This window comes from Streptomyces sp. NPDC019531, assembly GCF_044903305.1.
In the GTDB taxonomy this organism is placed as follows: Bacteria; Actinomycetota; Actinomycetes; order Streptomycetales; family Streptomycetaceae; genus Streptomyces.
In genome coordinates this window covers 1-22,611 of the sequence record NZ_JBJDQL010000065.1, presented here as the reverse complement: position 1 = coordinate 22,611, position 22,611 = coordinate 1, and the positions used below count along the sequence as shown (strand labels likewise).

Below are 22,611 nucleotides of genomic sequence, written 5' to 3'. Positions count from 1 at the left end.
GTGGCGTCTGCCGCGCGACGCCCGGCACGCCCTCTCGCCGCACCGCCCGAAAGCCCGAGTACGTCCAGTACGAGGGCTTCCGGGCGGCACGCCGAGAGGACGCACCGGACGCCGCGCGGCCGTCCTTCGGACGACGACGCCACTTTCGCAACAGGCCCTAGGCGGGGTCAGGCGTGCCGCGTCAGGCCGGTGCCTGTCTGCGGCGCCGTCGTGGCTTGTCGCGCAGTTCCCCGCGCCCCCATGGGGGCGCTTCCGGGGTCCCATGCCGCACCATGGGCCCATGAAAGAGCTGGCCGGGCGCCTTTCCGCGTTGGATCCGGATGCGGGTGCCGCCGTCCGGGTCATTGCCTACTTCGATCGGCTGTCGGAGTCCCGCGCCGGGCTGGAAGCCCTGGTGCGTGGGGCCGCCGTGCTGGCCGGGGTACCTGCGCGGCTGGTCGATGTCGAGCGGCGGGTGCGGGTTCGGGTGGAAGCGGATGGTCGTCGCCAGGACTCCACGACGCCCCCGGATCCCGGCTGGCCGTCCGCCGCCCTGGCGCCCGGCGGGGCCGCCGCCCTGTGGCTGGAGCGGGACGCGGCGGTGCCGAGTGTGGTCGACGCGGTGATTCTGGAGCGGGCCGCCGGGTCCGTACGGCTCGTGCTGGACCGTACACGGGGACGCGCGCCCGTCGATGACCCCGCGCTGGTGGAGACGGTGCTGGACGGTACGGCTCCGGAAGCGGCGCGGCTGCATGCGGCGCGTGGGCTCGGGCTGGACCCGGCGGGGTCCGTGCGGGCCCTGGCCCCGCTCGACGGGCGGCCCCGGATCGTGCCCGACCGGCCCGGGGCCGAGGTGCCCGCCGGACGGGTCGGGGTGGGGCCCGCCGTGCCCGTGCTCGATCTGCCGCGGTCCTGGGCGGACGCCCGCGCCGCCCTGCGGTTCACGGCGGAGGGCACGGCTCAGGATCCCGGTCCCAAGGTCGTGTACGCCGACGAGCTGGGCGGTGTCGCGCTGCTGGCCGAACTCGTCGTACCGGGTGCGGAACCGCCGCCCGACGTGCAGCAGTTGGAAGCGGCGGGGGCGACCACGCCCTGGCTGCTCACCACCCTGCACGCCGTGATCTCGACGGCGAGCCTGCGGGCGGCCGCCGCCGAGGTCAACGTCCACCACTCCACACTCCAGGACCGGTTGTCCCATGCAGAGCATCTGCTGGGCTGGCCGCTGCGCACGCCCCAGGGCAGGCTACGGCTGCAACTTGCTCTGGTCATGCGGCAGTTGGCGCGACCGTAGCGCGGGTCCTGGGCGGTCAGCGGAACTCGTCCACGACCAATACCGGCTGACGAACTCCGACTCGACCTCGAAACGGGGCACGACGCCCACGCCGTCGTGCTTGACGTGCCAGTCGCGGGCGATCCTGATCACGTAGTCGCCGTCGAGCACCAGGACTGATACTTGCGGGCGCCCTATAGAAGCAGACGCCGAAAGTTTCAGCGATGCAATATCCTGGACGTACCCGTATCGGGACGGAGGAAGCAGGCCCCATGACCGCCACAGACCCCGCACTGACCGCCCTCGCTCAGGGGTGGTGCGCGCTTTCGCTGTTGCACGGCCGGATCGAGGCCCATGTCGAGAAGGCGCTGCAGGCCGGGCACGAGCTCAGTGTGCGGGAGTACTCGCTGCTGGACGTGCTGGGGCGGCAGCACGACGGGGAGGGCGGGCATCTGCAGATGAAGCAGGTCGCCGACGCGGTCGTGCTGAGCCAGAGCGCCACGACCCGTCTGGTCACACGTCTGGAGGACCGCGGGCTGCTCTCCCGGTATCTGTGTCCCACCGACCGCCGCGGCATCTACACCGATGTGACCGACGCCGGGCGCACCCTCCTCGAAGAGGCCCGCCCCACCAACGAGAGGGCCCTGCGCGAAGCCCTCGACGAAGCCGCGAGGAATCCCGAACTCGCGCCTCTCGTCCGGGCCTTGGAGGCGCTGCGCGCACCGGCCTGAGTCAGGGGCGGCGGGACTCTCCGGCGGCGCAGTTCATCAGGGCGAGCGCCGCTTCGGCGGCCGTGGCGACGGCTCCCGTCGGCGCTCCGGCCGCCTTGGCCACGTCCGTCATCAGGCGCACGTCCTTGCGCAGCAGCGGGCCCGCGTGACCGGCCATGCGGTCGAGGGTGCCGCCCGCCGAGGTGACGCGCTCCAGCGCGAAGCTCCTGCCGCTGCCGTGTGCGATGACACGGGCCAGGGCGTCGGGGTCGACGGCGAGGTCACGGCCGAGGGCGAGGGTGTCGGCGGCGGTGGCCAGGTTGGCGGTGAACAGGACGTTGTTCAGCAGCTTGGCGGCCTGGCCGGTCCCCAGGGGGCCCACGTGGACCACGGGGTCGGCGTAGGTCGCGAACACCGGGCGGCAGTAGGCGACGGTGCCGGGTTCGCCCCCGGCCATCACCACCAGGCGCCCCTCGGCGGCCGCCGCTCCTCCCCCGCTGACCGGCGCGTCGATCAGGGCGACCCCTCGGCTGCGGGCACGGTCGGCGAGGCGACGGCAGGTGTCGGGGTGCACGGTGCTGTGCACGGCGATCACCCCGCCCCTGCGGAGCCCGGTCAGCACTCCCGACTCGCCGGTGACGACCTCCTCCACGTCCGCGTCGTCGACCACGCAGACGCAGACCAGGTCGCTGACGGCGGCCAGGTCCGCCGGGGACGCGGCACGCTTCGCGGCGGTGTCGGCGAACGGGACGAGCGTGGCGGGGCGGCGGGCCCACAGGGTCGTCCCGTACCCGGCTTCGACGATCCGGCGGGCCATGGGGGCGCCTTGGCTGCCCAGTCCGATGAATCCGACCTTCATGAGTGGACCTCCTCCGCCACGGGCGCGGGCTTCGGGCGCCAGCACACCGCCAGCAGCCCGGCCGTCGCCACCACACCCACGCCCAGCGCGACGCCTCCGCCGGCCCAGCCGGTCACCGCGATGTCGGCCGCCTCGTCCACGGACACGTCCCCCGGGCCCAGTACCGCCAGTGCCAGCGCGACGACGGCGAGCGTGAGGACGTACTCGTAACCCTCCTTGAAGACGAAGAAGCCGTTGGGCCGGTGGGCGAGCAGGCCCGCGACGAGCATGACGGAGACGACCGCCGCGCAGGCCAGCGGGGTGAACAGGCCCAGTACCAGGAGTGTGCCCGCGCCGATTTCGGTGAGGACGCTGAGCCATGCCTGGAGGGTGCCGTGGCGCAGGCCGAGGCCGGTGAACCAGCGGGCGGTTCCTGCGATACGGCCGCCTCCGCGCCAGTGGTTCCAGCCGTGCGCGATCATCACCGCGCCCAGGACCAGGCGCACCAGCAGCAGCGCGAACATGTCGGCGTCGCTCATCCCGCTCTCCCTTCTCTTGCCTGCGCACAGGCGTTGTCCCGGGCCACCGCGCACTCCTCGGCGAACGACAGCACCTTCAGGTGGTAGGCCCGGGCGGAGTACCCGAGGCTCAGGTTGTGCCCACTGTCGGGCTGTTCGTTGACGCGGACCCGGGGTGCGGCGGTGAAGAGGGCGGCGACGTCGGCGAGGGCCTCCGGGCCTGAGCTCCACACCTCCTCGTGGTCGCCCAGGCTGTACTGCACCGGCACACGTACGCGTGCGGCCAGTTCGGGGAGTTCGTAGCGCCACTGGCGGGCCGCGGACTCGTAGGCCGGCGAGGCGGCGGCGATGGTCGCGCCGCCCGCGACTTCGGGCGGGTAGAGATGGGCCGGTCCCCACAGCACCTCGCGCAGTCGCGCGCGGGCGCGTCCCGAGCGGCGCAGGTCGTCCTCGGCGCCGAACTCCAGGAAGTTCAGGGAGCGCGGGTGGTGGTGGCGTCCGGTGCCGGCGATCTCCAGGCCGAGGAGGTCGTGGCCGCGGGCGTCGGCGGCCATCCTCACCCCCAGTTCGCTGCCCGCCGAGTGGGCCATCAGGAACACCCCTGCTCCGCACGGGCGTTGGGCGAGGAGCCGGTCGAGCGCCGCGTAGGCGAGATCCACCCGCCGTGCGGGGTCGGTGAGTTGGTCGGCCCGCTCGTGTGAGGCGCCGTAGCCCGGTCGGTCCAGGGCGAGGACGCTGAAGCCGAGCGCGGCACCCGTGTGCAGGAGCGACAGGCGCGGGTGGTCCGGGCAGTCGAAGTACGTCGAGCTGGTGGCTCCGCCGTGCAGGGCGAGGACGACGGCGCGCGGCTCCGGTACCCAACTCGCCCGGTACGAGAGGGAGATGCCGTCGACGTCGACGACGTGGCGGTCCGTCACGTGTCCGTCCTCAGCAGCAGGACCCCGCTGGGCGCGAGGCCGCCGGTGCTGACCACGGCGACCCGGGCGCCGGGCACCTGGCGGGCTCCCCCGTCGCCACGGAGTTGGACGATCGCCTCGTGGACCAGGCCCATGCCGTGGGTGCGGCCGTGGGAGAGCTGGCCGCCGTGGGTGTTCAGGGGCAGTACGCCGTCTCTGGCGATGTTCTTCCCTCCGTCCAGGAAGTCCTTCGCCTCGCCGATGCCGCAGAAGCCCAATGCCTCTATCCAGGACAGGCAGTTGAAGGTGAAGCCGTCGTAGAGCTGTGCCACGTCCACGTCGGTGGGGCGCAGGTCGGTGCGGGACCAGAGGTGGGCGGACTGGCCGAGGGTGTGGGGTTCGTGGGTGAGGGTGCTCTGGTCCCACTCCATGCGTTCGGTGATCTGGGTGCCGACGGCCTCGACCAGGACGGGCGGCTTCGCGAGGTCGCGGGCGGTGTCGACGGCCGAGACGATCACGGCGACGGCTCCGTCGCAGGGGACGTCGCAGTCGTAGAGCCCGAACGGGGTGGTGATGGAACGGGCTTCGAGGTAGTCGTCCATCGTCAGCGGATCGCGGTAGATCGCGGTGGGGTGCAGGGCCGCGTTGGCCCGCTGGTTGAGCGCGATCCAGCCGAGGGTCTCGCGGGTGGTGCCGTAACGGTGCATGTGGCGCTGGGCGTTCTGGGCGAGGGTGTGGGCGGCGGAGGTCGCGCCGAAGGGCTTGAGCCAGCCGGGGTCGCCGCCGATCGGGACCGGAAGCCTTCCCTGTTTGAGCAACTCGCCGTAGCTGGCCTCCCACAGAGTGCGGAAGCACAGCACATGGCGGGCGAGGCCGCCGGCGACCGCGAGCATCGCCGCGACGATCGAGCCGCCGGGGCCGAAGGTCTCCCCGCCGCCGTTGTACCAGGTGGGCCGGATGCCGAGGGCGGACTCCAGGGCGGTGATCCCGCCTTCGGAGAAGCCGCCGTAGGGGCCTGGGCCGGGGTAGGTGGCGAGGCCGTCGATGTCGTCGAGGGTGAGTCCGGCGTCGGCGATCGCCGCCTCGCAGGCCTGGAGGGTGAGGGAGAGCGGGGGGACCATCAGACGGCGGCCGATGTCGGAGCTGCCGATGCCGGTGATCGCGACCTTGTCCTCGAACTTCTCCGTGGTGGTCATGGGGCGGACCGCGGGCGCGGTGTCGTCCTCGGGCAGCGGCGCCGGTTCGCCCTGTTCGGCCGTCGGGCGGAACAACGGCAGCCATACGTCCCCGGCCTGCTCGAAGACGACCTCCATCCGCATGCCGAGGGCCAGTTGGTCCGGGTCGCATTCGACGGCGTTGGTGGTGAGCCGGACCCGGGGGTCCTCTTCGAGGGCGACCTGGGCGACGACGTACGGCGAGGGCAGGCCGGGCAGGGTGAAGCGGTGGCTGACGGTGAAGCCGATGAGGGTGGCGTGGCCGGAGACGGGCCGGGGTGCCAGGTCGTGTCCGTGGCAGTACCGGCAGACCGGCTGCGGCGGGTGGATCAGGGCCGAGCAGGACCGGCACTCCTGTACCCGCAGCCTGCCGTCCGCCCCCGAGGTCCAGAAGAACGCGTTCTGGTCGGTGAGTTGGGGCAGGGGGCGTCCCGGGGTTCCGGCCACGTGTGTACCTCCGTCGTCAGCGGGTGATGCGCGCCTTGCCGGTCCGTACGGTGACCGGTTCGGCGAGGCGTTGTTCGTCGCAGGCCTTCTGGAGGGTCTCCAGGGTCTCGTCGAGGGAGGGGCCGAGGCGCTTGCCGGGAGTGAAGGTCGCCGGGAGATGGCGCATGCCCTGGATGACGCCGATCGTCTCGTAGTGGACGGTGGCGTCGGGGTCGCAGCGGAAGTCGGGCATGCGGTCGAGAACGGCCGTGACCATCCGCTTGAACACCGTGCGGGCGACGTTGGAGCCGATGCAGCGGTGGATGCCGAGGCCGAAGCTGCTGTGCCGGTTGCCCTTGCGTTCCAGGTCGACCCGGTCGGGGTCGGGGAAGACGGACGGGTCCCGGTTGGCCATGGCCCAGGACAACCACAGACGTTCGCCCTCCTCGAACCGCTGGCCGGCGATCTCGCAGTCGGCGGAGATCGTACGGCCGTCACCCGGAGCCGGCGTGAAGTAGCGCAGGAACTCCTCGGTGGCCGAGTCCAGCAGAGTGTCCCGCTCACGGCTGAGCCGGTCCCGCTCACCGGGATGCTCGGACAGCCATTCCAGGGCGTGGGCGGTGAGCGCGGTCGTGGTGTCGAAGCCGCCGCCGACCAGCAGGGCGAGGACGCCGGTCAACTCCTCGTCGGACGGGGTCTTTCCGTCGATCTCCGCGTGCACGAGGGCGTCGATCAGTCCCGGCCTGGGCTGCTCGCGGACCTTGAGGATGGACATGTACAGCGCCATGCCCATGGTCCGGCCCATCTCCGCGACCCGGGGCATGTCCGGGGAGTCCGGCGGGGTGTAGACGGAGGCGTGGGCGGGCTCGTTGTAGACGGTCCAGTCCTTGAGCGGGATGCCCATCATCGCGAGGGTGAGGACGGCCGGGACGATGTTGGCGAGGTCGTCGACGAAGTCGATCCGTCCGTCCTCGATCCTCTCGTCGAGGCAGGCGCGGACCACCTCGTCGACGAAGGGGATCCAGCGGCTGACGGCCGCCGGGGAGAGGTACGGGTTGAGGGTCTGGCGGTAGTGGCGCTGCCCGGGTGGGTCCATCTCCAGGAATCCGCCCTGTGCTTCGCGGGCGCGGGGCGGTGTGGGGATGGTGATGCCCTTGTAGCCGCGTCGCTCGCCCTTCACGTCGTGGTCGTTGGAGAGGAACTCGGCGGACCGGGCCAGTTCGAAGACCTCGTGGTGGCCGCTGGCGACCCAGTGGCCGTCGTGGGCGTCGGTCCAGGCGATGGGGCACTTGGCGTGCAGTTCGTGGGTGATCCCCTCGAACTGGTGGCGGTACTCGGGGGTGTGGCGGTCGAAGTGCACCCGGTGCTTCTTCCGGTCATCGGCCTCGCTCATGACCTCGCCCTCCGTTCAGAAGAGTTGGATGGCTCGTTCCGGGCAGGAGTGCGCGGCCTCCCGCACCTCCTCCTCCTGGTCGGCCGGGACGTCCTCGCCGACGGCCGTGGAATGCCCGTCGACCTCGTCCAGTTCGAACGCCTTCGGCGCGATCATGGCGCAGAGGGTGTGGCCCTGGCAGAGCTCCGGATCTACGCGGACCTTCACGGCTTGCCTCCCTGTCACTGTGTCTTCGAGCGGTTCAGCGGCGCCAGTCGTACCACTTGATGTATCCGCCGGCGTCCACCCGCAGCTGGGTCCCGGTGATGAAGCGGGCCTCGTCGGAGGCGAGGAAGAGCACGGCGTCACTGATGTCGCGCGGCTCCACGTAGGGGACCGGCATGGCCTGCTGCACCGCGAACGCCGGTTCGGCGTCCTCGCGGGTGGGGTTCTCCAGATCGGGCCGGAACGACTTGTACATCGGCTCGCTCTGCAGCATCCGGGTGTTCACGTTGGTGGGGTGGATGACGTTGGCGCGCTGGTTCAACGGTGCCAGATTCCGGGCGAGTTCGTGTACGTACTCGGACAACGCCCGTTTGGCGAAGGCGTATCCGGCGCCGCCCGGGTTGGCGCCCGGGGTCTGCACGATGCCGTGGTCCATGAGGGCGGCGGTGGAGCCGGTGGCGATGACGGAGGCGCCCTCGCGCAGATGCGGGAGGGAGATCTGGATGGTGTTGATGGTGCCGATCAGGTCGACGTCGATCGCGTCGCACCAGGCCTGCATCTTGGGTTCGCCGCGCAGCGGGGCGATGCCCGCCTGGGCGACCACGACGTCCAGGCGGCCGAGTTCGTCGAGACCTCTGTCCAGGGCGCCGCGCAGCTGTGCGGTGTCCCGTACGTCGGCCTGGAGCGCCACGATCCGGCGGCCCTGTTCCTCGACCAGCCGGGCGGTCTCCTTGAGGTCCTCGGGGGTGGCCATCGGGTAGAGGACCGTCTCGTAGTCACGGCACACGTCCACCGCGATGATGTCGGCGCCCTCCTCGGCCAGTCGTACGGCGTGACTGCGGCCCTGTCCGCGGGCCGCACCGGTGATGAACGCGACCTTGCCCTCGACCCGGCCCATAGACCCGGCCCTGTCCTCAGCTCGTCCCATCGGGGTGTCCCTTCGTGTTCAGTCGTGCTGTCCAGGGGTCGCCGCGTCGAGCACGGCGGCCAACACCCCGAGATCCGCGCCGAGTTCGCCTGCGACCGCCTTGACGACGTCCAGGTCCTTGCCGAGGAACTCGGCCGTCGAGCGGGCGAACTCCGCCACCGAGCCACGGCGTACGACTCCGGTCAGTGCGCGGCTCGCGGCGCTCCCGTGGGTGAGGGCGTCCAGGAGGACGGTCTCGTCGACGCCCAGCCGCCGTCCAAGGCGGGCGGCGTGGGCCAGCAGGCCGATCTGGGCGGCGAAGACGGTGTTGTTGACAAGCTTGACCCGCTGTCCCGCGCCCAACGGGCCGACGTGCAGCACCGGGTCGGCGTAGCTGCTCAGCACCGGGGCGACGCGGGCCACCGTGTCCTCGGCGCCGCCCACGAAGAGGGTCAGACGGCCCGCTGCCACGTCGTGCGGGCCGCCGCTGACGGGGGCGTCGACCACGTCGATGCCGAGTGCCGCGATGGCCTCCACGGTGTGGGGGCTGCCGGTGGTGTGCACGACGAGGACGGCTTCACCCGGCAGCGCGGCCGGCAACCCGCCCTCCAGGCAGACCTCACGGACCTGGTCGTCGCTGTACACGCACACCAGGACGGCATCGGCGCCCTCGGCAACCTCGGCCGCCTCGGTCACGACCTGCGCAGGCTCCCCTTCGAGTGCGCGCCGGGCCTCGGGGGACCGGCCGAGGACCCGCACCTCATGGCCCGCTTCGGCGAGACGGCGAAGCATCGGACGGCCCATTCTTCCGGCGCCCACGACACCGATCACAAGAATCTCCCTTCCGATTGCGAGAACCATACTTTCGGCGAGGTGCGAATCGGAAGGCCCCCGTCTCGACTTCATGTCACTGCCTGACATCCCCGGGGAGATGCGATCGAGGTCGTGACGGCCGCCAGGGCTAGAGGTATGGTTCTCAGCGAACTCGGAACTGGATCTCGTTTTTCGAGAATCACGTTTTCACGGTCGGGAAGGGAACGCGATGCCACTCCCGCACACACGGCGTCTGCTCCTCGACGGACAACTCGTGTCCGCCGAGCGGACGTTCACCACGCTCAACCCCGCAACCGGCGATGTCCTCGGCAGCGCTCCGGACGCCACGGCAGCGCAGACCGAGGCCGCCGTCGCCGCGGCCCGGCGCGCCTTCGACACCACGAGCTGGTCGACGGACCGGGAGTTCCGCGTCCACTGCCTCGACCAGCTCCACCGTGCGCTCACCGAACACCTCGAAGAGCTGCGGGAGTTGACGATCGCCGAGGTCGGCGCGCCCCGGCTGCTCACCCACGGCCAGCAGCTCGACGAGCCGGTGGAGCTGGTCCGCTACTACGCCGACCTGCTGCGCACCCATCCCCTGACCGAGGATCTCGGCGTGGTCGAGTACCAGGGGCAGCGCCACCACCGCTGGGTGGAGAAGGAGGCGGGCGGGGTCCTCGCGGCGATCGTGCCGTACAACTACCCGACCCAGCTGGCCCTCGCCAAGCTGGCGCCCGCCCTCGCCGCCGGCTGCACGGTCGTCCTCAAGGGCGCCCCGGACACCCCGCTGATCACCCTCGCCCTGGGTGAGCTGATCGCCGAGCACACCGACATCCCGCCGGGCGTGGTCAACGTCCTGACCTCCTCCGACGCGGCCGTCGGCGAGCTGCTCACCACCCACCCCGCGGTCGACATGGTCAGCTTCACCGGCTCCACCGCCACCGGGCGCCGCATCATGGCCGCCGCGAGTGCGACGGTGAAGCGGGTCTTCCTCGAACTCGGCGGCAAGTCGGCGCTGATCGTCCTGGCCGACGCCGACTTCGCGGCCGCCTCGCGCTACGCGGCGTACATGATCTGTCTGCACGCGGGCCAGAGCTGTGCGATCACCTCCCGGATGCTCGTGCCGCGGCACCGGCACGACGAGATCGTCGAGCGGGTCGCGGGCGCGCTCGACCGGGTGCGGTACGGCGATCCCGCGCACCCCCGGACGTACATGGGCCCGCTGATCAGCGAACGGCAGCGGGACAAGGTGGACGGCATGGTCCGGCGGGCGGTCGCGGCGGGCGCCACGCTGGTGACCGGCGGCAAACGGGTCGACCCGGGGTTCTTCTACACGGCGACCCTGCTCAAGGGCGTCGATCCGAAGAGCGAGCTCGCGCAGGAGGAGGTCTTCGGACCCGTCCTCGTGGTGCTGCCGTACGACGACGAGGACGACGCCGTGCGGATCGCGAACGACTCGGTGTACGGGCTGTCCGGCGCGGTCATGGGCGCCGACCGGGAGCGGGCGCTGGCGCTCGCGCGGCGGATCCGCACCGGCACGTTCAGCGTCAACGGCGGCAACTACTTCTTCGCCGACACCCCGTTCGGGGGCTACAAGCAGTCCGGGATCGGCAGGGAGAAGGGCACCGACGGACTGGAGGAGTTCATGGAGCGCAAGACGTTCGGCGAGGTGGTCGTGTGAGCGCAGGGCCGTTGGATGGCATACGCGTCCTCGAAGTCGCCATGTACGGCTTCGTGCCGTCGGCCGGAGCCGTGCTCTGCGACTGGGGCGCCGACGTGGTCAAGGTCGAGCACGCGGTGCGCGGTGACCCGCAGCGAGGGCTGCGGCAGACCGGGGCGTTCAAGGTGGAGGGCGATCCGAACCCCAACGTCGAGCACGCCAACCGGGGCAAGCGCAGCCTCGGCCTGGACATGGCACGCCCCGAGGGCCGGGAGGTGCTGTACGACCTCGTCCGGCGCTCGGACGTGTTCCTGACCAGCTTCCTGCCCGAGGCGCGGCGGAAGTTCGGCATCGACGTGGACGACATCCGCGCGGTCAACCCGAGGATCGTGTACGCCCGGGGCAGCGCGCTGGGACCACGCGGCCGGGAGGCGGACAAGGGCGGTTACGACATGACCGCCTTCTGGGCCCGGGCGGGCACGGCGGCCAGTCTGACCCCGCCCGGCGTGGACGGCATGATCCCGCCCCCGGGCCCCGCCTACGGGGACACGATCTCCGGGACGAACCTCGCCGGGGGGATCGCGGCCGCACTGCTGAAGCGGGAGCGCACCGGTGAGTCGTCGGTCGTGGACGTCTCCCTGCTCGGCAGCGGGGTGTGGGCCCTGGGGCACGGCGTCGCCCTCTCCATGCATCTCGACAGGCCCATGGTCGCCCCACCGCTCGGCGGCCACGGCTCCCCCACCAACCCGCTGTCCGGGCTGTACCGCACCGCCGACGGCCGCCATCTGGCCTTCGTCATGATGCAGCCCGGCAAGTTCTGGGCCGATGTGTGCCGGCACATCGACCGGCCCGAACTGGCGGAGGATCCGCGCTTCGCCACGGCGGAGGACCTCGTCGCGCACACCGAGGAGGCCGTGAAGATCCTGCGCGAGGTGCTGGCGGGCCGCACGCTCGCCGAATGGAGCGAGCGCTTCGCGACGCTGGCCGGCCCCTGGGCCCCCGTCCAGGACTCGCTGCAGGTGGGGTCGGACGCCCAGGTCCGGGCGAACGAGTACCTGGTCCGCGCCGGTGAGCTCGAACTCGCCGCGAGTCCGGTGCAGTTCGACGTCCGGGCCCCGGAGCTCGGCCCGGCGCCGGAGTTCGCCGCGCAGACCGAGGAGGTGCTGCTGGAACTGGGCCTCGACTGGGCGCGGATCGCAGAGCTGAAGGCCGCGGGAGCGGTGACCTGAAGCCGTTTCGGCGGGAGAAAGGAAACGTACATGGCAGTCACCGTCACCGAACCCACCCCGACGACCGGTGTCGAGATCACCGGTCTGTCGGGCAGCCGCCTGGTCGACAAGTCCGTGGCGGAGGAGTGCCGGTCCGCGCTGGAGCGGCGCGGGGTGGTGATCTACCGCGAGGCCGACATCGACGACGACGATCTGGTCGCGTTCAGCAGGCTGCTCGGCGAGGTCGTGCCGCTGCCGATGGGCGGTCACCCGAGCCACAAGGAGATCCAGCGCATCACCCGCGATCCGTCGAAGAGCCCGCTGGCCGCCTACCGCGAGAGCACCTTCCACTGGCACATCGACGGGACGACGAGTGAAATCCCGGACCGCGCAACCCTTCTGACGGCGCGTCATATTTCTGACGACGGGGACGGCGACACCGAGTTCGCCAACACCTTCGCCGCGTACGAGGCGTTGTCGGACGCGGAGAAGCAGGAGCTGGAGGGCGTGCGGGTGGTGCACAGCTTCGCGGCCTCGCAGCTGTTGGTGACCCCTGATCCGTCGCCGAGGGAGCGGGCCGCCTGGGACCGGAATCCGGCGCGTGAGCATCCCCTGGTCTGGACGCACGCCGACGGCCGCAGGTCCCTGCTGATCGGGGCGACGGCGGGTGAGGTCGTGGGCCGGCCGGCCGATGTGGGGCGCGCGTTCCTCGACCATCTCCTGGAGCGGGCCACCCGGCCGGAGTTCACGCTCCGGCACCGGTGGCGTCAGGGCGACCTCGTCATCTGGGACAACACCGGGATGCTGCACCGGGCCCTGCCCTACGGAAGGGCCTCCTCGCGGCTGATGCACCGCACCTCCCTGGCCGGCGAGGAGGCGGTGGCATGAGCGAGCGGCGTACGGCGATCGTGACGGGCGGCGGGTCCGGCATCGGACGCTCGATCTCCCTGCGGCTGGCCGAGGACGGCTTCGCCGTCGCGGTGCTGGACCTCGACGAGGAGTCGGCCGGTCAAGTCGCCGAGGAGATACGGCAGAAGGGGCACGAGGCGGCCGCGTTCGGGGGCGTCGACGTGTCCGACCGCGCGCGGGTCGACGACGCGGTGCGGCGGGTCCGGGAGATCCTCGGCGGGCCGGTGTCGGTGCTGGTCAACAACGCCGGTGTGGCCCGCACCGAGGGATTCCTGAAGATCACCGACGCGTGGTGGAACAGGATCATGGCCGTGAACCTGAGCGGCCCGTTCTACTTCTGCCAGGCCGTCGTGCCCGACATGAGGGACGCCGGCTGGGGACGGATCGTCAACATCTCCTCCTCCAGCGCCCAGTCGGGCCAGCCGTACATGACGCACTACGTGGCCTCGAAGGCCGGTCTCATCGGCTTCACCAAAGCCCTGGCGCTGGAACTCGGCCCTGCGGGCATCACGGTGAACACCATCCCGCCCGGCTTCGTCGACACCCCGATGCTGCGCGCCTCGGAGCAGCGCGGGCTCCTGGGCGGCTCGGTGGACCACCATGCCGAGCTGACTCCGGTACGGCGTCCGGGGCGCCCGGAGGACATCGCGGCCGCGTGCTCGTTCCTGGTGTCCGAGGAGGCGGGCTACGTCACGGGGCAGGTGATCGGAGTCAACGGGGGGCGCAACACGTGAGGTTCACTCGGTGCGGTTTCCGAGTCGGTCCAGCAGCTGTGCGGGCAGGGACCCGGCGTCGAGGACATCGCCGTCGGGGCCGCCCGTCTCCGGGTAGGGGAAGATGAAGCGCACCGCCGCCTCCTGTCGGTCGCTGCCCGCGGGAGGTCCCGTACCGCTCACTTCCCGCGGGTCATCACCTTGTCCGCCGCCTCCCAGTGGGCGTCCGCCGCCCACAGCCGTGCGAAGGCCCGTACCGCCTCATCGGGCGAAGTGCCGCCCGAGACCACGCGTTTGATCGCCGCGGCCGGCTCATGGGCGAGCGAGCGGGCCAGGGAGCGCCAGCCCTCCTCGAAGGCCGCCCGCGGCAACACCTGGTCGACGAGGCCGAGTTGCTGTGCCTGGACGGCATCAATGACGGTGCCCGAACCCGCCAGCATCAGCGCCCGCCCGCGGCCGACGAGCGCCGCGAGCCGTTCGGCGCCGCCCCACGCGGGCATGATCGCGAGGGTCACCTGGTTGAAGCCGATCCTGATGTCGTCCGCGGCGACCCTGATGTCGGCGGCGACGGCGACCTCGGCCCCGCCGCCCAGGGCATGTCCGTTGAGCGCGGCGATCACGGGAGCCGGGAAGGCGGCGATCCGGTCGCAGATGCCGCGCATCCGCCACGCCATGGCCGCCGCGTCCTCCTCGGTACGGATCGCGGCGAGTTCCTTCAGATCGCCGCCGGAGACGAACGCCCGGTCACCGGCGCCCCGGATCACCAGCGCCCGTGCTCCCGCGGCCGCCTCCAGCGCCTTCTCCAGCTCGTCCATCGTGGCGAGCGAGATGGCGTTGCGCGCATGCGGGCGGTCGATGGTGACCACGGCGAGGCCCTGGTCCACGTCGAGGTCGATCACGTGACTCCCCCCGAGGGATATTGGCATTCTCCAAATCGGAGAATAACGTATGCGCCGCCGACCCGCAGCACTGGAGGTAGCACTGACATGCGAAGGATCCCCGCAGATCTGGTCGAACGCTACGAGTCGGAGGGCTGGTGGACCCAGGACACGATCGGGGATCTGCTGACCCGGGGTCTCGCGGCGGCACCCGACACGGAGTTCCGGGTCCACTCGGCCGCCCACCCCTGGTCCGGCACCTTCGCGGACATCGAGCACACGGCCCGCAGACTGGCCGCCGGACTGCACGAGCGGGGCGTGGGCCCCGGTGACACGGTCGCCTTCCAGCTGCCCAACTGGATGGAGGCGGCGGCGGTGTTCTGGGCGTCGGCGATCCTCGGGACGGCCGTGGTGCCGATCGTCCACTTCTACGGCCGCAAGGAAGTCGGCTACATCCTCGACTCCGTCAGGCCCCAGGTGTTCGTCACCGCGGAGCGGTTCGGACGACTGGAGTTCCGGCCCGACCTGTGCGCGGACATCCCGGTCGTGGGCGTGGTGGGCCGCGACTTCGACGAACTGCTCAGCGACAGACCCCTGCTCGGCACTCTCCCGGCCGACCCGAGGGCCCCGGCTCTGATCGCGTTCACCTCGGGCACCACCCGCGACCCGAAGGGGGTCGTGCACAGCCACCAGACCCTCGGCCACGAGACCCGCCAACTCGCCGCGAGCTACCCGCCCGACCGGGGCGACCAGCTCACCGCGGCCCCGGTGGGCCACTTCATCGGAATGGTCAACGCCTTCCTGATCCCGGTCCTCGACGGCACCCCGGTCCACCTCACGGACGTCTGGGACCCGGGCCGGGCACTGGAGTTGATGACCAGTCACGGACTCCACATCGGGGGTGGGGCGCCGTACTACATCACCAGCCTCCTCGACCACCCCGGATTCGCCCCCGACGCCCATCTGCCGTACATGAGGTACGCGGGCCTGGGCGGCTCGTCGGTCCCGGCCGCCGTCACCACCCGGCTGGCCGGCCTCGGCATCCATGTCTTCCGGGCGTACGGCAGCACCGAGCACCCCTCGATCACCTCGTCCCGGCACAACGCACCCGAGGCGAAACGGCTGTTCACCGACGGGGACCCGCTGCCCGGTGTGGAGATCCGGCTGGCCGAGGACGGCGAGATCCTGAGCCGGGGCCCCGACCTGTGCCTCGGCTACACCGACCCGGACCTGACGGCGAGCACCTTCGACGAGGAGGGCTGGTACCGCACGGGCGACATCGGCGTCCTCGACGAGGACGGCTATCTCGCGATCACCGACCGCAAGGCGGACATCATCATCCGGGGCGGTGAGAACATCAGCGCACCCGAGGTCGAGGAAGTGCTGTTGGGGCTGCTCGGGGTCGCGGAGGCCGCGGTGGTGGCCGCCCCCGACGAGCGGCTCGGCGAGCACGCGGCCGCGTTCCTCCGCATGCTGCCCGGCCAACTCCTTCCCACCCTCGACGAGTTGTGCGCCCACCTCGAACGCACCGGTCTGGCCCGGCAGAAGTGGCCGGAGGAACTGCACGGCGTCGACGACTTCCCGCGCACCGCGAGCGGCAAGGTCCAGAAGTTCCGGCTGCGGCAGGACATTGCCGTACGCAAGTGAAGAGAATACGATTCTCCCAAAACGCAAAGGAGGGTCTCATGTCGTCGCCCCGTGCGCTGCCGTATCCGCTCTTCGACGCGGACAACCACCTCTACGAGACCGAGGAGGCCCTGACCCGGCACCTCCCCAAGCAGTACGAGGGCGCGATCGAGTACGTGCAGGTCCGCGGCCGTACGAAGATCGCGATCCTGGGTCAGATCAGCGACTACATCCCCAACCCCACCTTCGAGGTGGTCGCCCGTCCCGGTGCCATGGAGGAGTACTTCCGCGTGGGCAACCCGGACGGGAAGTCCCGCCGGGAGATCTTCGGCGAGTCGATGCGCTCGATCCCCGCCTTCCGCGAACCGGGGCCGCGTCTTGAGCTGTTGGACGAGCTCGGCGTGCAGCGCACACTGATGTTCCCGACGCTCGCGAGCCTCATCGAGGAGCGGATGCGGCACCACCCCGAGCTGATCCACGCGGTGATCCACTCGCTCAACGAATGGCTGTACGAGACCTGGTCGTTCAACTACAAGGACCGCATCCTCACCACCCCGGTGATCACGCTCCCCATCGTCGAGAAGGCGATCGCCGAGCTCGACTGGGCGGTGGAGCGCGGCGCGAAGGTGATTCTCGTACGGCCCGCCCCGGTGCCGGGGTACGGCGGTTCGCGCTCCTTCGCGCTGGAGGAGTTCGACCCGTTCTGGAAGCGGGTCGTGGAGACCGGCGTGCTGGTCGCGATGCACTCCTCGGACAGCGGGTACGCCAAGTACGCCGCCGACTGGGAGGGCGGTGGCGGCGAGATGCTGCCGTTCAAGTCGAACGCGTTCCGCCAGGTCAGCGAGTGGCGGCCGATCCAGGACGCGGTGGCGGCCTGGGTGTGCCACGGCGCGCTGTTCCGCTTCCCGGAGCTGAAGATCGCGCTGATCGAGAACGGCTCGTCATGGGTGGCCCCACTGCTGGACACCCTCGCCGACGTCTACAAGAAGATGCCGGAGCAGTTCCTCGGGAACCCGGTCGAGGCCATCAAGAACAGCATCCACGTCAGCCCGTTCTACGAGGAGGACCTGGGCGGTCTCGTCGACCTGATGGGCGTCGACCGCATCCTGTTCGGCTCCGACTACCCGCACCCGGAGGGGCTCGCCCAGCCGACGTCGTACGTCGACGCCATCCAGGGCCTGAGCCTGACCGACCAGGCCAAGATCATGGGCGGGAACCTGTCCAGGCTGATCCCGGCATGAAGTGGGAGTCGGTCCCCGGGATGGTGCTGAGCGCGGCCGACCGCTTCGGTGACGCCGAGGCGGTCGTCGACGGCCCGCTGCGCCTGACCTTCGCCGAACTCGTCGAGCGGGTACGGGTGGCCGCGGGCGCGTTCGCCTCGCTGGGGTTGGAGAAGGGCGACCGGGTGGCTCTCTGGGCGCCCAACTCCGCCGAGTGGATCGTCGCGGCCTTCGGACTGCTGACGGCCGGCGGTGTGCTGGTGCCGGTGAACACCCGCTACAAGGCGGACGAGGCGCATGACATCGTGGGGCGCAGTGGCGCGAAGGCGGTGCTCGTCCAACAGGGCTTCCTGGGACTGGAGTTCACCGGCCCGCCCGGTGTTCCGGTGATCGACCTCAAGTCGGACTTCCTGGCGAGCGGGTCGCCGTTCGAGCGTGCGGTGAGCGGGACCGACGTCTGCGACATCATCTTCACCTCGGGGACGACCGGGCGGCCCAAGGGCGTCCTGATGAGCCACGGCCAGAACCTCCGGCTGTTCTCGGAGTGGTGCGACCTCGCGGATCTGCGGGAGGGCGACCGCTATCTGATCGTCAACCCGTTCTTCCACATGTTCGGCTGGAAGGCGGGCCTCATCGCCTCGCTGATCCGGGGCGCCACGATCCTGCCGGTGCCCGTCTTCGACGTGGACGTCGTGCTGGACCTGGTGGAGCGCGAGAAGGTGACGATGCTTCCCGGGCCGCCCACGCTGTACCACTCCCTGCTGGAGGCCTGCGGGAGCAGGGATCTGTCGTCGCTGCGGGCGGCGGTGACCGGTTCCGCGGACATCCCGGTCGAGCTGATCCGCCGTATCGGCGAGGAACTGCCCTTCCGGTCGATCATGACCGGTTACGGCCTGACCGAGGCCGGCACCGTCACCGCCTCCCGGCCCGGCGACTCCTTCGAGGACATCGCCACCACCGTCGGAAAACCGTGCGAGGGCGTCGAGATCTCCCTCGCGGACGACGGCGAGGTCCTGGTGCGCGGCTACAGCGTGATGCTCGGCTATCTCGACGACCCCGCCGCCACCGCCGAGGCCGTCGACGGGGACGGCCGGCTGCACACCGGCGACCTCGGCACCCTCGACGACCGGGGGCGCCTCAGGATCGTCGGCCGCAAGAAGGACATGTTCGTGGTCGGTGGCTTCAACGCCTACCCGGCCGAGATCGAGGGCTTCCTGCTCCAACACCCGGCGGTGGCACAGGCCGCGGTGGTCGGCGTGCCCGACGTCCGGCTGGGGCAGATCGGCAAGGCGTACGTGGTGCGGCGCGCTCCGGTGTCCGAGAAGGAGCTCATCTCCTGGAGCCAGGAGCGGATGGCCGGCTTCAAGGTGCCGCGGACCGTCGAGTTCCGGGAGGAGTTGCCGCTGAGCGCGACGGGCAAGGTGTTGAAGGACCAGTTGTGAAGGAAAGCGCCGCGTTTCGCGCGTCTCGCGCAGGAGAACGGAGATTCAGCGTGCCGACGAACCAGGCCGTCGCCCCGGGGGAAGACATGTCACTCACTCGGATAGAGCGTCTCGACGAGGAGATCATCGCGCTGCTCGCGCGCCGCCGTGAGATGGCGCAGGAGCTCCCCGCCCCGGCCCGGGCCCGCGCCGTCGACCCCGGCTTCGTGGAGACCGTACGGGAGATCACGGACCGCTACCGACAGGAGCTCGGCGGGGCCGGAGAGCTCGTCGCCCGCGCGGTCCTGGTGCTGTGCCATCCCGGCCGTCAGAACTGAGGCGGCGGCCCTTCAGAAAGGCCGTACAAAGCCGCCGGTCTCGTGGTGAGGGTGACCTGCCCGACAGTCGCGAGGTGGTGAAGAGCACAGGTAGCGGGGGTTGAAGGGTCGTTGACACCCTCTCGGATTTGGCCGTACAAATGGCCGCATGAGCGTGCCGCAGCTTCCCCTGTCCGGGGTCACGGTGGTCAGTCTTGAGCAGGCCGTGGCCGCGCCCTACACCACCCGCCAGCTCGCCGACCTCGGCGCCAGGGTGATCAAGGTGGAGCGGCCGGGCGACGGCGACTTCGCCCGGCGCTACGACACCACCGTGCACGGCCACTCCAGCTACTTCGTATGGCTCAACCGCTCGAAGGAATCGCTCACGCTGGACCTCAAGGACCCGCGAGGCCTTGAGATCCTGCACCGGCTCCTCGACGGCGCCGACGTCTTCGTCCAGAACCTTGCGCCGGGCGCGGCCGACCGGCTGGGCCTTGGCGTGGACGTCCTCACCGAGCGCTGGCCGCGGCTGATCCCGTGCACGATCTCCGGATACGGCACGGACGGGCCGTGGGCCGACCGCAAGTCGTACGACCTGCTGGTGCAGTGCCAGACGGGCCTGGTGTCACTGACCGGGACCGCCGAGGAGACCGCGCGGGTCGGGATCTCCGTCGCCGACATCGCGGCCGGAATGTACGCCTACAGCGGCATCCTGACCGCCCTGTACGTGCGCGCCACCACCGGCACGGCCCACCCCGTGGAGGTGTCGCTCTTCGAGGCACTGGCCGAGTGGATGAGCCAGCCGGCCAACTACACCCGCTACGGCGGCAGTCAGCCGCCACGTCTGGGCACCCAGCACGCCACCATCGCCCCGTACGGCGCCTTCACGGCCGCCGACGGCAACGACGTGCTCTTCTCGATCCAGAACGAACGCGAGTGGCTCGTCCTCTGCTCCACGTTCCTGGGCCGCCCCGGACTGGCCGAGGACCCCCGCTTCGCGACCGGCTCGGACCGGGTCGCCCACCGCGAGGAGCTCAACGCGATCGTCGCCGAGCGGATCGCGCGCTCCGGCGCGGCGGCGGTCCTGAAGGACCTGGAGGACATCGGCATCGCCTGCGCCGGGGTCAACGACGTCGCCGCGTTCCTCGACCACCCGGTCCTGGCCGCCCGCGGCCGCTGGCACGAGGTGGCCGTCCCCGGCGGGGCCACGGTGGAGGCACTGCTTCCGCCGGCCGACCTCGCGGGACTGCCCGCACGCATGGACCCGGTCCCGGCGGTGGGCGAGCACACCGAGGCGATCCTCACGGAACTCGGCCGCAGCGGCGATGACATCGCGGCGCTGCGTGCCGACGCGGTCGTCTGAGCCCCCGGCCCGGAGGAGATCACGAGCGATGAGCGTCCTGGACATCCTCTCCGACGACGAGCGTCTCGTCGTACGGACCGTGCGCGAGTTCGTCGACAAGGACGTCCGGCCCGTCGTCCGGGAGCTGGAACACAGTGACACCTACCCGGAGGCGCTGATCGAGAGGATGAAGGAGCTCGGCGTCTACGGTCTGACGATCCCCGAGGAGTACGGCGGCAACCCGGTCTCCACCCCTTGCTTCGTCCTGGTCACCGAGGAGCTCGCGCGCGGCTGGATGAGCCTGGCCGGGGCGATGGGCGGACACACCGTCGTCGCCAGGCTGCTGCTGCTCTTCGGGACCGAGGAGCAGAAGAGGCGGTACCTGCCGAGGATGGCCACCGGGGAGTTGCGCGCGACCATGGCGCTGACCGAGCCAAGCGGCGGCAGCGACCTCCAGTCGATCACCACGGTCGCCCGCCGCGAGGGCGGCGAGTACGTCGTCGACGGGGCGAAGACCTGGATCACCAACTCCCGGCGCTCCGGGCTGATCGCGCTGCTCTGCAAGACCGACCCGGCCGCCGAGCCGCGCCACACCGGCATCTCCGTACTGCTCGCCGAGCACGGTCCAGGACTGGTCGTCTCGCGCGATCTGCCCAAGCTCGGCTACAAGGGCGTGGAGAGCTGCGAGTTGAGCTTCGAGGGCTACCGGGCGCCTGCCGAGGCTTTGTTGGGCGGGACGGAGGGGCATGGCTTCGGCCAGATGATGAAGGGCCTGGAGACCGGGCGCCTCCAAGTCGCCGCCCGTGCACTGGGAGTGGGGCGGGCCGCGCTTGAGGACTCCCTCCGCTATGCCCAGGAGCGCGAGACCTTCGGCAAGCCGATCTGGCGCCACCAGGCGATCGGCACCTACCTCGCGGACATGGCGACCAAACTGACGGCCGCCCGCCAACTCGTGCTGTACGCGGCCCGGGAGGCGGACGCGGGGCGTCGGGTCGACATGGAGGCCGGCATGGCCAAGCTGTTCGCGTCCGAGACGGCGATGGAGCTCGCGCTCAACGCCGTGCGGATCCACGGCGGTTACGGCTACTCCACCGAGTTCGACGTGGAGCGGTACTTCCGGGACGCGCCGCTGATGATCGTCGGCGAGGGCACCAACGAGATCCAACGCAACGTGATCGCGGCGCAGTTGGTGGCGCGGGGCGGCCTCGATGGTTGAACAGAACCAGCAGAACCAGCAGACCATGCAGCCCCAGCAGCCCCAGCAGCCCCAGCGGGACAGCATTTATCTGCGGCTCGCCCGGGAGCTGCGGGCGGCGATCCTGCGTCAGGACTTCCCGGAGGGCGTACGGCTGCCCACGGAGGCCGAACTCGCCCAACGGTTCGGGATCAGCAGACAGACCGTCCGCCGGGCCTTCCAGGACCTGGTGGCCGAGGGTCTGGTGCACCGGGTCCCGGGGCGGGGCACCTTCGCCACGCCCCGCGAGGAGCAGTACCTGCGCCAGTTCGGCTCGGTGGACGACCTGATGGGCCTGTCCATCGACACCCGCATGGACGTGGTCACACCGCTGCACCGACGGGTCGACGTCGATGCCGCGGGCCGCCTCGGTCTGCACACCGACCAGGTGCACACGGTGGCCTTTCTACGACTGCACGAGGACACCGCGTTCTGTCACACCTCCGTCTTCCTGCCGCCGGAGGTCGGCCGGCTGCTGGAGTCGGTCCCGGAGCTCGCGAAACCCGGTACCGCGGGCGCCACCGCCGTCATCGGACTGCTCGACGAACGGCTGCCCGAGCCGATCGCCGAGGCCGAGCAGAGCATCTCGGTCGCGGCGGCCGGCGCCGGGATCGCCGTACACCTCGGCTGCGAACCGGGACGGGCGCTGCTGCGCATCGACCGGGTCTACCAGTCGGCCGCCGGACAGCTCGTGGAGCTGGCCGTCAGTCACTTCCTGCCCGAGCACTACTCGTATCGCGTGCGGCTGCGGCGCAGCGGGCGCTGACGCGGGTGTTCCCATCACTTGAGAATCAGGAGAAGGCGTTGAGTTTGAGGATTCTTGTCACTGTGAAGTACGTGCCCGACGCCACTGGCGACCGGCACTTCGCCGATGACCTGACCGTCGACCGGGACGACGTGGACGGTCTGCTCTCC

The 22,611-nt window shown here is 70.8% G+C and carries 22 protein-coding genes and 1 pseudogene; 14 read left to right on the top strand and 9 right to left on the bottom strand.

The features are described from left to right. Positions 1–280: 280 nt before the first annotated feature. Positions 281–1,270, top strand: a complete 990-nt coding sequence (locus ACI2L1_RS41465; protein WP_404744649.1) for a helix-turn-helix domain-containing protein — start codon at positions 281–283, stop codon at positions 1,268–1,270. Between the two features lie 251 nt (positions 1,271–1,521). Then, a complete protein-coding gene (locus tag ACI2L1_RS41460; protein WP_404744648.1) occupies positions 1,522–1,980 on the top strand; it encodes a MarR family winged helix-turn-helix transcriptional regulator in 459 nt (152 codons plus the stop codon). Between the two features lies 1 nt (position 1,981). Here the strand turns inward: ACI2L1_RS41460 and ACI2L1_RS41455 are convergent, their stop codons facing one another. The 8 genes from ACI2L1_RS41455 to ACI2L1_RS41420 are packed head-to-tail and all read right to left on the bottom strand — an operon-like array spanning position 1,982 to position 9,216. Further along, positions 1,982–2,818, bottom strand: a complete 837-nt coding sequence (locus ACI2L1_RS41455; RefSeq protein WP_404744647.1) for an NAD(P)-dependent oxidoreductase — start codon at positions 2,816–2,818, stop codon at positions 1,982–1,984. Next, positions 2,815–3,336, bottom strand: a complete 522-nt coding sequence (locus tag ACI2L1_RS41450) for a DoxX family protein (RefSeq protein ID WP_404744646.1) — start codon at positions 3,334–3,336, stop codon at positions 2,815–2,817. Before ACI2L1_RS41450 ends, ACI2L1_RS41455 begins: the two co-directional genes overlap by 4 nt. Next, positions 3,333–4,232, bottom strand: coding sequence for an alpha/beta hydrolase (locus ACI2L1_RS41445; RefSeq protein WP_404744645.1), 900 nt, complete (start codon positions 4,230–4,232; stop codon positions 3,333–3,335). The genes ACI2L1_RS41450 and ACI2L1_RS41445 overlap by 4 nt, the downstream gene beginning before the upstream one ends. Then, positions 4,229–5,872, bottom strand: coding sequence for a thiolase C-terminal domain-containing protein (locus tag ACI2L1_RS41440; protein ID WP_404744644.1), 1,644 nt, complete (start codon positions 5,870–5,872; stop codon positions 4,229–4,231). The genes ACI2L1_RS41445 and ACI2L1_RS41440 overlap by 4 nt, the downstream gene beginning before the upstream one ends. Before the next feature lie 16 nt (positions 5,873–5,888). Beyond that, entirely contained in the window at positions 5,889–7,244 is a 1,356-nt protein-coding gene (locus ACI2L1_RS41435; RefSeq protein ID WP_404744643.1) for a cytochrome P450, read from the bottom strand. Between the two features lie 15 nt (positions 7,245–7,259). After that, positions 7,260–7,451, bottom strand: a complete 192-nt coding sequence (locus ACI2L1_RS41430) for a ferredoxin (RefSeq protein WP_404744642.1) — start codon at positions 7,449–7,451, stop codon at positions 7,260–7,262. A gap of 34 nt (positions 7,452–7,485) precedes the next feature. After that, entirely contained in the window at positions 7,486–8,376 is an 891-nt protein-coding gene (locus tag ACI2L1_RS41425) for a mycofactocin-coupled SDR family oxidoreductase (protein WP_404744641.1), read from the bottom strand. An 18-nt stretch (positions 8,377–8,394) separates the two neighbouring features. Further along, positions 8,395–9,216, bottom strand: coding sequence for an NAD(P)-dependent oxidoreductase (locus ACI2L1_RS41420; protein ID WP_404744640.1), 822 nt, complete (start codon positions 9,214–9,216; stop codon positions 8,395–8,397). 181 nt (positions 9,217–9,397) lie between these two features. On the opposite strand from ACI2L1_RS41420, the gene ACI2L1_RS41415 reads away from it, so the two are divergent. The 4 genes from ACI2L1_RS41415 to ACI2L1_RS41400 are packed head-to-tail and all read left to right on the top strand — an operon-like array spanning position 9,398 to position 13,679. After that, entirely contained in the window at positions 9,398–10,849 is a 1,452-nt protein-coding gene (locus ACI2L1_RS41415) for an aldehyde dehydrogenase family protein (protein ID WP_404744639.1), read from the top strand. Then, on the top strand, positions 10,846–12,057 hold the full coding sequence (locus tag ACI2L1_RS41410) for a CaiB/BaiF CoA transferase family protein (RefSeq protein WP_404744638.1): 1,212 nt from the start codon (positions 10,846–10,848) through the stop codon (positions 12,055–12,057). Before ACI2L1_RS41415 ends, ACI2L1_RS41410 begins: the two co-directional genes overlap by 4 nt. Before the next feature lie 30 nt (positions 12,058–12,087). Further along, the gene (locus tag ACI2L1_RS41405) at positions 12,088–12,924 is read left to right on the top strand and encodes a TauD/TfdA dioxygenase family protein (protein ID WP_404744637.1); all 837 of its coding nucleotides are present in this window, start codon (positions 12,088–12,090) and stop codon (positions 12,922–12,924) included. Continuing rightward, on the top strand, positions 12,921–13,679 hold the full coding sequence (locus ACI2L1_RS41400) for an SDR family NAD(P)-dependent oxidoreductase (protein ID WP_404744636.1): 759 nt from the start codon (positions 12,921–12,923) through the stop codon (positions 13,677–13,679). The genes ACI2L1_RS41405 and ACI2L1_RS41400 overlap by 4 nt, the downstream gene beginning before the upstream one ends. 158 nt (positions 13,680–13,837) lie before the next feature. Here the strand turns inward: ACI2L1_RS41400 and ACI2L1_RS41395 are convergent, their stop codons facing one another. Next, positions 13,838–14,557, bottom strand: coding sequence for an enoyl-CoA hydratase/isomerase family protein (locus ACI2L1_RS41395; RefSeq protein ID WP_404744635.1), 720 nt, complete (start codon positions 14,555–14,557; stop codon positions 13,838–13,840). Positions 14,558–14,644: 87 nt separating this feature from the next. Here ACI2L1_RS41395 and ACI2L1_RS41390 point away from each other — a divergent pair, with 87 nt between their 5' ends. The 8 genes and pseudogenes from ACI2L1_RS41390 to ACI2L1_RS41355 all read left to right on the top strand — a co-directional run. Further along, positions 14,645–16,183 carry an AMP-binding protein gene (locus tag ACI2L1_RS41390; protein ID WP_404744634.1) on the top strand — a complete coding sequence of 513 codons (1,539 nt, stop codon included), beginning with the start codon at positions 14,645–14,647 and terminating at the stop codon, positions 16,181–16,183. A gap of 38 nt (positions 16,184–16,221) precedes the next feature. After that, complete coding sequence (locus ACI2L1_RS41385) at positions 16,222–17,403, top strand: amidohydrolase family protein (protein ID WP_404744633.1); 1,182 nt, start codon at positions 16,222–16,224, stop codon at positions 17,401–17,403. After that, entirely contained in the window at positions 17,400–18,824 is a 1,425-nt protein-coding gene (locus ACI2L1_RS41380; protein WP_404744632.1) for a FadD3 family acyl-CoA ligase, read from the top strand. The genes ACI2L1_RS41385 and ACI2L1_RS41380 overlap by 4 nt, the downstream gene beginning before the upstream one ends. A gap of 50 nt (positions 18,825–18,874) precedes the next feature. Continuing rightward, positions 18,875–19,141, top strand: a complete 267-nt coding sequence (locus tag ACI2L1_RS41375; RefSeq protein ID WP_404744631.1) for a hypothetical protein — start codon at positions 18,875–18,877, stop codon at positions 19,139–19,141. Between the two features lie 148 nt (positions 19,142–19,289). After that, positions 19,290–20,483 (top strand): CaiB/BaiF CoA transferase family protein, encoded by a 1,194-nt coding sequence (locus ACI2L1_RS41370; RefSeq protein ID WP_404744630.1) that lies wholly within the window; start codon positions 19,290–19,292, stop codon positions 20,481–20,483. Between the two features lie 28 nt (positions 20,484–20,511). Then, entirely contained in the window at positions 20,512–21,678 is a 1,167-nt protein-coding gene (locus tag ACI2L1_RS41365; RefSeq protein WP_404744629.1) for an acyl-CoA dehydrogenase family protein, read from the top strand. Next, on the top strand, positions 21,671–22,462 hold the full coding sequence (locus ACI2L1_RS41360) for a GntR family transcriptional regulator (RefSeq protein ID WP_404744628.1): 792 nt from the start codon (positions 21,671–21,673) through the stop codon (positions 22,460–22,462). Before ACI2L1_RS41365 ends, ACI2L1_RS41360 begins: the two co-directional genes overlap by 8 nt. Before the next feature lie 38 nt (positions 22,463–22,500). Further along, positions 22,501–22,611: pseudogene (locus tag ACI2L1_RS41355) on the top strand (electron transfer flavoprotein subunit beta); the annotation flags it as partial.